The sequence below is a fragment of the Pseudorhodoplanes sp. genome (assembly GCF_059499825.1).
Genome location: NZ_JCABZI010000016.1, coordinates 16,946 through 27,690, shown reverse-complemented (window position 1 = coordinate 27,690; position 10,745 = coordinate 16,946). Strand labels below are relative to the sequence as shown.

Below are 10,745 nucleotides of genomic sequence, written 5' to 3'. Positions count from 1 at the left end.
ATAATCTGTTTTTTTTTGGGTGTCCCCCCCCCCCCCCCGCCTTCTCCCCCCCCCCCCTTTCGGGGGGGTGGGTCCTCCCCCGGCGCGCTGGGGGCGAAGGAGATCGGGGTGGGGGCTTGCTCTGGTCATTCCCCCACCCGGCTCGCATTCGCTCGCCACCCTCCCCCGCAGGCGGGGGAGGGATTGCACCGCGCCAAGCGGCAAAAGTGGCGCCCCATGAAGCGCCTCTATCTCAAGATCTATCTCACCATCGTGTTCGCGCTGTTGCTGGTGGTGCTGATCGCCGGCGGGATCTGGCGGCTCAAACCGCCGGCCTTCGCCGAAGGCTTCGATGTCGCAGGTGAACTCGTCTCGGCGGTGCTGCCGCCCGCGGGAGCACCGCCGTCGGTGCAACAGGCGGCCGTGCAACAATTCGCGCAGCGGCTCGGCGCCAGTCTCGGCCTGTTCGACAAGGATCTGCAACTGATCGCCTCTTATGGCGATGCACCGATCCCGCAGCCCGATCGAAGCCGCCCGGGCTTCATGCCCGGTCACGGCGCCTGGAGTCTTCCGCTGCCGGACGGACGCTGGATGGTGGCGCGCGGCACCGAGCCGCGTCATCCCGCCATCGGCCTGATCCTGCTGCTCGGCGGCATTGCCCTAGTGATTGCGCTGTGCGCCTTCCCGGTGGTGCGCGGGCTGACGCGGCGACTGGAACGATTGCAGGAGGGCGTCGAGACCCTCGGCTCCGGCAATCTGACGACACGCGTGAAGGTGGAAGGCTGCGACGAGGTGGCGAGCCTGGCCGCAAGCTTCAACCGCGCCGCCGCCCGCATCGAGGAACTGGTCAATGCGCACCGCCTGATGCTGGCGCATGCCTCGCACGAAATCCGCACGCCGCTGTCGCGCATCCGGCTCGGCATCGAGATGCTCGCCGAGAAGAACGACCCGAAATACAAGACCGCGCTCAGCCAGGATATCGGCGAACTCGACGCGCTGGTCGACGACATCCTGATGGCGAGCCGGCTGGACATGATCAAGGTGCTGCCGCAGCCCGAGCATGTCGACCTGCTCGCTCTGGTCGCGGAAGAGGCCGCGCATTACGACGATTGCGCGGTGGATGGCGAAGCCGTCACCGTCACCGCCGACCGCCGCTATCTGCGCCACATGATCCGCAACCTGCTCGACAACGCCACCCGGCATGGCAAGCCGCCGGTCGGCGTCACGGTTGGCAGCGATGGAGCGAATGCGCTGATCGATGTCTGCGACGGTGGCAACGGCATTCCGGACGACGAGCGCGAGCGCGTGTTCGTGCCGTTCTTCCGCATCAACGGCGAGACCAAGGGCTCCGGCCTCGGCATGACGCTGGCGCGCGGGATCGCGCGATTGCATGCTGGTGATGCTGTGGTGATGCCGTTTTCCGAGCGCGGCAGTTGCATCCGGGTGACGCTGCCGATCCTGCCGCAGGACCAAGAGCCGTGACCAGGGCGCACGTGCGTCCGAACGCGGCCCGCTATTCGGCGGCTTCGCTCGCCGCGATCAGGTCGCCGGCCATCGGCATCGGCCGCGCCGGCTCGTCATCTAGTTCTGCAATCCGCTGGTCGATCTGCTCGATCACGTGCCGCGAGAACGGGCCGAGATGCAGGTAGAACGCCATCAGCGTCACGATGGTGCGCAGCGAGCTTGGATTCTGCGTCGCGCATTGCACAAGGATCTGCTTGAACTCGTCGCGCGCACCCGGCAGCCGCTCGATGATGCGGGCGACCGTGCTCTGGAATTTCCGGCGGGTGTCGCCGGTCGCGCTCTGATGAACGCGTGTCGAATTGTCGAGCAGCGTGACGAGCTTGCGCAGCCGCCCGGCAAAGGCTTCCGGCTCATAGGCCTTCTGCAGGATATCCCGGTAGTCGGTGAGGATTTCCTTGCGCGGCCGCAGCGTGTCGTAATTCAGGCCGAGGGTGCATTGATCGGCGCGGCTCGATGCGAATTCGGGCGGCGGATGCAGCCGGCCTTCCTTGGTGAGGCGGCGGGTGAGCTGCGTGTTCGGCAGCGCGTAAAGCAGTCCCACCATGCAGACGGGAATCGCCGACTCCTCGATCAGCTCGACCATGGCATCGGCCATGCCGCTCTTTTCGTTGTCGAAGCCGACGATGAAGCCGGCGGTCACGAACATGCCGGCGGCGTTGATCTTGTGGACGCTGTCCGGGATGCTGCGGCGCGTATTCTGCTTCTTGCGCATCTGCGCCAGCGTCTCGGGATCGGGACTTTCGATGCCGACGAACAGGCCGACGAAATTCGCCTCGTTCATCAGGCGGAGCAATTCGTCGTCGTCGGCGAGATTGAGCGAGGCCTCGGTGGTGAACTCGAACGGGTAATCGTGTTCCTCGAGCCACTTCTTGAGGTCGGGCAGGAACGCCTTCACGGCCTTCTTGTTGCCGATCAGATTGTCGTCGACGAAATCGACATGGCCGCGGTAGCCAAGCTCATACAGCCGGTCGAGCTCGGCCAGCATCTGCGGCGTCGACTTGGTGCGCGGCACCCGGCCGTACAATTCGATGATGTCGCAGAACTCGCAGGTGAACGGGCAGCCGCGCGAGAATTGCACGCCGACATAAAGATAGCGGTCGAACTTCAAGAGGTCGAAGCGCGGGATCGGCGTCTTGCGCACATCGATTTCGAACTTCTTGGCCTGGAAGACGCCCTCGCGCGCACCGGCCTCCCAGGCGGCGATGAAATCGTGGATCACGTCCTCGACTTCGCCCAGCACCTGGAAATTCGCCTTGGCATAAAAGTGCGGCACCGAGGTCGCAGCCGGCCCGCCGATCGCGACCGGCTTGCCGTGATCGCGGCATAGATTGATGATCGCGAGCAGGTCGTCGTGCTGGGGCAGCATCCCGCCGGTCATGACCAGATCGGCCCAGTGGAGATCGCTGTCGGCGAGATCCTCGACGTTGCGGTCGACGAGCCGCAGATTCCATGATGAGGGAAGAAGCGCCGCGACCGTGATCAGACCGAGCGGCGAGGTCGGATATTTGGCGCCGAAAATCTCGCAGGCTGCAGCAAAGTTCCAGAAGGTCTCGCCCGCGAAGCGCGGATAGACCAACAGAACGTTGCACGCGCTTGACGCCGCCCCTGTCGTTTTTTCTGTCACGGACAAATTCACGGTTAACGGCTTAGGCTGTTCGCGAGGGCAAGTCCATGCCGCCGCGGAGGTTGCCTCGGACCTCCGGGTGCCAAAATACCGCTAAGCCGACCAATCCGGTCACATTGTCGCAGGTCGGGCTGTAGAATGTGAGCTGGTCACAGGCGGTCCAGCGCGAAGACGCCCGGCTTCCGACTCGTGACAAGCCTCGTCTAAGGTCCCGGACCATGCCGTCCGGTTCGTCCAGCCCCCTCGTCACGGTCGTCTGTCTCGGCGTCGTCCAGATCCTGGCCTGGGGCTCGTCGTTCTACTTTCCGGCCGTGCTGGCGGCGCCGATCGTCTCCGATACCGGCTGGCCTTTGTCCGCGGTGGTCGGCGGCGTCTCGGTCGGGCTTCTGGTCGGCGGGCTGATTTCACCCAAGGTCGGCGCACTGATCGCGCATCGCGGCGGCCGGCCGGTGCTGGCGGCAAGCTCGCTCCTGTTCGCGGCGGGCCTCGCGTGCATCGGGCTGTCGCCGTCGGTACCGTTCTATCTCGCGGCCTGGGTCGTGGTCGGGCTCGGCATGGGCACCGGTCTTTATGACGCGGTGTTCGCCGCGCTCGGCCGCAGGTACGGACAGGCGGCGCGCGGACCGATCACCCATCTCACATTGTTCGGCGGCTTCGCATCCACCGTGTGCTGGCCGCTCAGCGCATTCCTCGTTGAAAGCATAGGATGGCGCGGCGCCTGCTTCACCTATGCGGCGCTGCATCTGCTGCTGGCACTGCCGCTGCAATTGTTCGCCATGCGCGGCGCGCCGCAGGCCGAACCGGAAGCGGCATCGTCATCCAATGAGACAGCCGGGAGAGAACCCGCCACCACCGTTCCTCACGAGACCGCCATCCTGATCCTGATCGCGCTGATCCTGTCGATTGCGGCCGGCATCGGCTCGATCATCGTGGTGCATCTGTTGATCGTGCTGCAGGCGCGCGGCCTCGACTTCGCGTCGGCGGTCGCGCTGGGCATGCTGTTCGGCCCGGCGCAGATCGCCGCGCGCGTGGTCGAAAGCCTCGCCGGCTCACGCTATCATCCGATCTGGACGCTGGCCGCGTCGGTGTCGCTTATGGCGGTCGGACTGTTGCTGCTGCTGTCCGGATGGCCGGTGATCGCGCTCGCCGTCATCCTTTATGCCGCGGGCTACGGCGTTTCCTGGATCGCCCGTGGCACGCTGCCGCTCGCGATCTTCGGCGCCGTCCGCTATCCACGTTTGATGGGCAAGATTGCGATGCCGAGCCTGGTGATCCAGGCGCTCGCGCCCGCAGCGGGAGCACTCGCCATCGAGCATGCCGGGATATCGCCGACGCTGGCGATCCTCTCGGCCTTCGCAATTCTCAACGTCGCGCTGGTGATCGCATTGTCTTTGCGGCTGCGTTCGGCACAATCGGCCATATGACACGCGCCCCGACAACACGCCCCTCGCCCGAGCGACGCTCCGCCTATCGCTATCTGCGCCCGATCCCGACCCGCTGGATGGACAACGACGTCTACGGCCACGTCAACAACGTGACCTATTATTCGTATTTCGACACCGTGGTGAACGGCTACCTGATCGAGCGCGGCGCGCTCGATATCGCGGCGAGTGCCGTGATCGGCCTCGTGGTGGAGACCCATTGCAATTATTTTTCGCAGATCGCTTTTCCGGCGACGATCACCGCCGGCCTGCGCGTCGCGCATCGCGGCACCTCGAGCGTGCGCTACGAGATCGGCATCTTCCGCGGCGATGACGACACCGCATCCGCGCAGGGGCATTTCGTGCATGTCTATGTCGATCGCGCGAGCGGCCGGCCGGTGGCGCTGCCGGACGCGCTGCAACGCGCGGTTGACGATTTGACGACCGGCTAGACCGGCACGCTCATGCATATACTCTGACACGTGCCGCGCTTCATCCATCCGTGGCATGTCGCTTGCAAACAAATCGACCCAGGAGTTCGAGCTTATGTCCGCACCGACCGTCTTCGCCCCCGGTGGCTATCGCTACATCCCGGCAGTGTTCCAGTATTCCGCCGGAGTCGCGGCCGAGGACGGCTATGAGCTCGAGCGCGCGCGCTTCATGGCGCCGGTTCCGCTCGCCGACGCCTTCGCCAGGGTCGAGGCGCATCTGAAAGCGATCGGCCGGCCGACCACCGCATTCGCGCAATGCGAGTTGCGCTCGCCGGCGCCGTTCAACGACCAGGGCTTCATCGACTTCAACCGGCAATATGTGCAGACGCTGGAACGCTTCGGCATCTACAAGGACGACGTGAACCCGGTGGCGCGCACGAATGTGTGCCCGATGTATCACGAGCCGGCGACGCCCTCGATGCTGGCCTTCACCTACACCATCCCGGCGCAATCATCGCGCCGCACCTTCATGCTGTCCGGCGGTGGCGACGCGCGCTCCGGTCCTGAGCCCTACAAGGATCGCATCGTACGGATGAACGACACCTCGCCGGAAGGCATGCGCGAGAAGGTGATCTTCGTGATCGACGAGATGGAACGACGGCTCAAGGCGCTCGGCTTCGGCTGGCCGGATGTCGTCTCCACGCAAGCCTATACCGTGCAGAATATCGGCCATCTCGTCGGCGAATTGCTGGCCGCACGCGGCGCGATCATGAGCGGCCTCGTCTGGAACTACGCGCGGCCGCCGGTGATCGGCCTCGACTACGAAATGGACGTGCGGGGCATCGCCCGCGAACTGATCCTGTAGAGGAGTTTGGCCATGACATCGCTATCGTTCAGCCGTTCCGCCGCCGCGCTCGCCGCGGCGCTCGCCGCCTTCGCATGCGCCGCACCCGCCTCCGCGCAATGGAAGCCGACCCAGCCGATCCGCGTCATCATCCCGTATGCCGCCGGCGGCACTTCCGACATCATCGCCCGCACCATGTCCGATGAAGTGAGCAAGCGGCTCGGCCAACCCCTCACCATCGAGAATCGCGGCGGCGGCGCGACCCAGATCGGCACCGGCGCGGTGGCGAAGGCCGACCCCGACGGCCACACCATTCTCCTCGTCGCCAACACCTTCATGATCAATCCGAGCCTGTTCAAGACCCTGCCCTACGACTCGCTGAAGGATCTCACGCCCATCACCTATGCCGGCGTCACCCCGCACACCGTCGTGGTCACCAACGACCTGCCGGCGAAGAACCTGAAGGAGCTGCTCGACCTCGCCAAGGCCAAGCCCGGCACCATCAATTACGGCTCGGTCGGCATCGGCACCTCGTTCCATCTCGGCACCGAGGAACTGAAGAAACTCTCCGGCACCAACATGGTGCATGTGCCCTACAAGGGCATGGGCCAGGTGCTGACCGATCTCATTCCCGGCACCATCCAGATGGCCTTCGCCAACACGCCGAATGCGGCGCCGCTGGTGACGGAGGGCAAGCTGCGCGCGATCGCGGTCGCGCATCCGACCCGCGTCGCGCAATTGCCGGACGTGCCGACGGTGGCCGAACAGGGCTTCCCCGGCTTTGAGTCGAATTCCGGCTTCATCTATTTCGCGCCCGGCGCGACGCCGCCGGCGGTGCTCGACCGGCTCAACGCAGTGTTCGTCGAGGTGCTGAACCTGCCCGAGGTGAAGGCGGCGCTGACCAGGCAGGGCGTCGAGGTGAAGGCCACCTCGCGCGCCGAGACGCTGGATTTCGTCAAGAAGGAAATGGCGCGCTACGCCGACGTGGTCGCGTTCTCCGGCGCCAAGGCGGAGTGACGCTGAGGCGCGCCGCGAACGCGGTGCGCTCCCCTCCCTTGCTCGGTGTGCTCCCTCCCCCCCTTGCGGGGGAGGGTTGGGGAGGGGGGTAAGCTGCATTCTCTGAATGTGCGGCTCGGGGGGGGCCGCCCCCGCCCCCCCCGCGCGGGGCGCGGGGGGGCGGCCCCCCCCCCCCGCGGGGGGGGGGGGCCGGGGGCCCGGGCCGCGGCGCCGGGGGCCCCCGCCCGGGGCGCGGGCGCCCGCCCCCCGCGGGGGGGGGGGGGGGGGGGGGCGGCCCCCAAAGCTGCATTCTCTGAATGTGCGGCTCACCCCCCTCCCGCCCGCCTTCGCTTTGCTACGGCGGTCGACCTCCCCCGCAAGGGGGGAGGTGATCCGAGCAAGCCGCCCCACTTGCCTCCCCGCATGAAAAGGACTATAATCCTGTCCATGCCCCTGCCCTACCGCTCCGTCTTCGATGGCCCGATCATCCGCCGGGTTCGCGTCACCCCCGAGCGGCCGGACGAGTTGCCGCAGCGCGCGCCGCGCACCCGCCGCCCGCATGGCGAGGCGCAGGTGGCGGCCGTCCGCCACCTGATCGAGCAGACCGAACTCACCTATGCCGAGATCGAAAAGCGGACCGGCGTCGGCCGGGCCTCGATCTGCCGCTGGACGCGCGACCAGAAATGGGTGCGGCCGGTGTTTGCGCCGCGCGCGACCGACTTGATCCCGCGCGCCCGCGCCAGCGCGCGGCTGAAGCGCCGCACGTTGGCCGCGCGGCTCGACGCGCTGGCCGAGCGTTATGTGCGCGAGCTGGAAACGGACCCCGGCGTCGATCTCGACAAACTCGCCGCGGCGCTCGAGCTTGCGAAGATGGCGAAGCTCGCGGCGCTGCCGCGCAAGCGCATCCGCGGCCGCATGATGCCGGCGAGCGAAGAGCCGGCCCGCGTGCTCGCCCGCCTGCGCGCCGAGGGCGTGCGGCTCGACCGCGCGCCGGAGGCGGCGGTGAAGGACTTCATCGACAGCCACCGCCCGCCGGAGGACGACCGGCATCTCCGCCCGCGCGGGACCAAGTCCCGGCGCGTGCAGGCGCATCGGCGGATGTTCGATTGGGGAAGGGATTAGGGAGGCAGCATCGGCGAATTGGTAGCCCAAATAAAGCGAAGGGAAAGCCACGGGCGAGAGGCAATTCTCGGATTGCGTTGCACGCCATCGGAGGTACGCTTGCTGAAATGCAAGTCATTTTGCAGCCGTCACTCTGTCGATCGAGAAGCTCGTATGATGAGTGTGTTCGACTATGTTTTCTTTGGACTGGCGGGATTTCTCTATGTGATTGGCGAGTACAAACTCGCCTTCTGGATTTGCTCACTAGCAATCATCAATCACGCGGGGGCGGCAGTGAGAGCCATTTTCGACCCGGATTGGTACGCCCGCAAACGTTTGGAAGCGAGGCTACCCATCGATTTGTTTGATTCGGGAATAAAACAGCTACTCTTGGTAAAACTAATTGTTATCGGAATTCTCTCATGGGCTGCGTGGCGCGCTGGCAAGCACGCCGGATATTTTTGACAGAGTCATCCAATGAAGTACTTGCTTGTAGGCTTGATTGGGATCGCTGCTTTTGCTGGCTACAAGGAATGGCCATTTTACGTGGTCATCCCTGTAGCTACCGCCTTGGTCGCTTGGAACTTGATGTACTTCGGAATACAGCCCATGCGGATCGCTTCCGGCGGCCCCTTAGCCTACCTGTTCCGAATATCACTGATAAATATTGTGCAGGCAGCAATAGCTTTTGGTGTTGGCGTCGGACTACGCTATTTGATTGGATAAATCCAAGAACACATCGACATCTACGCCCGCCCGCGTACGGCGACAGGCCTTCCGCTAACCAGCGCGGCGGATACGCTCTATCCTTCTGCGGTTATACCGAGTGTCTTGAAGAAAATGGCGTTGCGAACTTTCGAGTCCGCCAAGATTTTCCCGTACGGCACGATTTCAATAAACGCTGGCGGGTCCGATGAATATCCGAAATAGCCGACCCCATCCGGGGTATGATTGAAACGGCCGATAACTCTATCTTCAAGTGTGGGTGTTATATCCGCCACGATGTAGCAGTGAAATGCCGTACTCGCATTCACGCCACGAATCGGCCGCCCGCGAATGTCCGGAACCGACTTCTCCGTCCTTAAGAGCTTAACGTAGTGCAGTATCTGTTGCACCGGATCGCGCCCACTGGTGTAGTTATCCCGCATCGGCTTCTTAAACTCGACCAGAACAACGGTGTCAGAATTCTCACCTTCGCGCCACGCAACACAACTGTCGTAGAAAAATGCTAGGTCGGGACGATCCTCAGAATCGACATTCGCATATGTATTTGCGTCTTTGTCGGAAGCGAAGTATCTGAAGAACGCCAGTCGATCATCGAGCAGCCAAAGGTTGTGATCCTCGATCTCAAGCTGATGCGAGTCCACTCGCATCGGACAAATTAATCGATGCAAGGCTTCCTCTCTCTGATAATTCTGTTGCTCGGCCTCTTTGAACTCCAAAAATTTCTCGAAAAGATCGATAACTGCTTTGCGACGCGTGATGTATTCGCCCCGTTTCTCGTCACTCACAAATTTAGTGTATTCTTCGACCTTTTCCCTGATCGCACCATCAATAATTTCTGATTTTGCGATGTCCTTCGCTATCGAGGCGAACGTCCGCTGACGCCGATAACGGTTGCGCGAAAGCTCGACGAATATGTCTTCCTTTTTGAAGAGGTTTGGCTGAAGCGATTCCGCAAAGTCATTAATCTTTGGCTCGACGTACATAAACTGAGGGTTCTCAATAATCAGCTCACGCGTGACCTTCACTTTCTCTGTTAGCGCAGCTTCGACATATGACCTGAGAAAGTCTCGAGCCTCCTTCGCCACGGCCCGCTTTATCAAATCGATTTCAGAATTTTCTAACGTAAAGCCCGTACGCTCCGCATTTACGTGCTGATCCAAATAGTCGCCTGATACGCTTCCTAAATAGATGTACTCACCATCAAGCTGTTTTAAGCCAAGCTGGTCATCAATCGAATAATCGACCACCGAACGATTATTCGCGGTGATGAAAGCAAAATTGTACCCACCGCCATCAAATCGCACCGCCTTGGTGCATTTCAATGACCACAAAGTAAGCAAAACCTCTTCACCGCCGATTTCGATCGCAGCTGGCGTCGTTCGCTGGTCTACAATGCTCTCTCCGAATAGATCCTGGATATCGATCTGCTCATCGTCCCTTATAACGACCTTTGGGGCATTGCCTCCAATGAATAGCGGAACGAAATGAGACAGCACCCGAAGTGCTATTGTCCCTTGCTTCGAAGGGCACCGGCTTGCATATCGCCCCTCAAAACCCCGGAACGATACGCGAGTTCTTATGTCTGACGAGTTCGTTGGCTTTTCATCTATCGAGATATCGACTTGATTCTTTTCAGTTAGCCGGAATTTAAATCGGCGACGACCGAATTCGCCACCCTCGCTATATACGCTGTCGACTTCAATCTCTTCGAAAACCTTAAGCCAAGCTAAGCGCCCAACTCCCTTTCCACCCCGTTTTTCCTTGTGTCGAGAGTCCGGGGTGAGGAACGATTTATAATTCTGTTCTGTGAAGCCAACCCCATTGTCTTCTATGTCAAAGCCAATGATTGGGTGAGTGTCCTTATTCAAGTCCCGGACGACGAAGACATCTACGCGGCCTTTATGACCAGCTTGTTCACCGAACCGCTCCGTTATCGCGTGAATACTGTTGCTCACCGCTTCCATTACAGGTGTCAGAGCGTTTTTATCGCTAGGACGCAACGGCAGCCTATTCACCCGGCCGACCAAATCGCTTACCAAATCAGGCATTTTCACCCCGCCAATGTTTGGAACATTGCACAACCAAGCATTGCGTTCCAA

10 protein-coding genes are annotated in these 10,745 nt (G+C 62.3%); 8 read left to right on the top strand and 2 right to left on the bottom strand.

What is annotated here, in order from left to right:
* Positions 1 to 216 precede the first annotated feature (216 nt).
* Positions 217 to 1,461 (top strand): sensor histidine kinase, encoded by a 1,245-nt coding sequence (locus AC5I5I_RS21375; RefSeq protein WP_495976407.1) that lies wholly within the window; start codon positions 217 to 219, stop codon positions 1,459 to 1,461.
* Between the two features lie 31 nt (positions 1,462 to 1,492).
* Here the strand turns inward: AC5I5I_RS21375 and AC5I5I_RS21370 are convergent, their stop codons facing one another.
* Entirely contained in the window at positions 1,493 to 3,127 is a 1,635-nt protein-coding gene (locus tag AC5I5I_RS21370; RefSeq protein ID WP_495976405.1) for a B12-binding domain-containing radical SAM protein, read from the bottom strand.
* Positions 3,128 to 3,345: 218 nt separating this feature from the next.
* Here AC5I5I_RS21370 and AC5I5I_RS21365 point away from each other — a divergent pair, with 218 nt between their 5' ends.
* The 7 genes from AC5I5I_RS21365 to AC5I5I_RS21335 all read left to right on the top strand — a co-directional run bounded on the left by AC5I5I_RS21365 (position 3,346) and on the right by AC5I5I_RS21335 (position 8,646).
* Positions 3,346 to 4,551, top strand: a complete 1,206-nt coding sequence (locus AC5I5I_RS21365; RefSeq protein WP_495976403.1) for an MFS transporter — start codon at positions 3,346 to 3,348, stop codon at positions 4,549 to 4,551.
* Complete coding sequence (locus AC5I5I_RS21360) at positions 4,548 to 5,000, top strand: acyl-CoA thioesterase (protein ID WP_495976401.1); 453 nt, start codon at positions 4,548 to 4,550, stop codon at positions 4,998 to 5,000. Before AC5I5I_RS21365 ends, AC5I5I_RS21360 begins: the two co-directional genes overlap by 4 nt.
* Before the next feature lie 94 nt (positions 5,001 to 5,094).
* Positions 5,095 to 5,844 (top strand): 2-amino-5-chloromuconate deaminase CnbZ, encoded by a 750-nt coding sequence (gene cnbZ, locus AC5I5I_RS21355; protein ID WP_495976399.1) that lies wholly within the window; start codon positions 5,095 to 5,097, stop codon positions 5,842 to 5,844.
* 12 nt (positions 5,845 to 5,856) lie between these two features.
* Positions 5,857 to 6,840 (top strand): tripartite tricarboxylate transporter substrate binding protein, encoded by a 984-nt coding sequence (locus tag AC5I5I_RS21350; protein WP_495976397.1) that lies wholly within the window; start codon positions 5,857 to 5,859, stop codon positions 6,838 to 6,840.
* A 426-nt stretch (positions 6,841 to 7,266) separates the two neighbouring features.
* Positions 7,267 to 7,941 (top strand): hypothetical protein, encoded by a 675-nt coding sequence (locus AC5I5I_RS21345; protein ID WP_495976395.1) that lies wholly within the window; start codon positions 7,267 to 7,269, stop codon positions 7,939 to 7,941.
* Positions 7,942 to 8,097: 156 nt separating this feature from the next.
* Positions 8,098 to 8,385, top strand: coding sequence for a hypothetical protein (locus AC5I5I_RS21340; protein ID WP_495976393.1), 288 nt, complete (start codon positions 8,098 to 8,100; stop codon positions 8,383 to 8,385).
* A gap of 12 nt (positions 8,386 to 8,397) precedes the next feature.
* Positions 8,398 to 8,646: a hypothetical protein gene (locus tag AC5I5I_RS21335; protein ID WP_495976391.1), complete on the top strand. Its 249-nt coding sequence runs from the start codon at positions 8,398 to 8,400 to the stop codon at positions 8,644 to 8,646.
* 77 nt (positions 8,647 to 8,723) lie between these two features.
* On the opposite strand, the gene AC5I5I_RS21330 is transcribed toward AC5I5I_RS21335, so the two are convergent.
* The gene (locus AC5I5I_RS21330) at positions 8,724 to 10,745 is read right to left on the bottom strand and encodes an ATP-binding protein (protein ID WP_495976389.1); all 2,022 of its coding nucleotides are present in this window, start codon (positions 10,743 to 10,745) and stop codon (positions 8,724 to 8,726) included.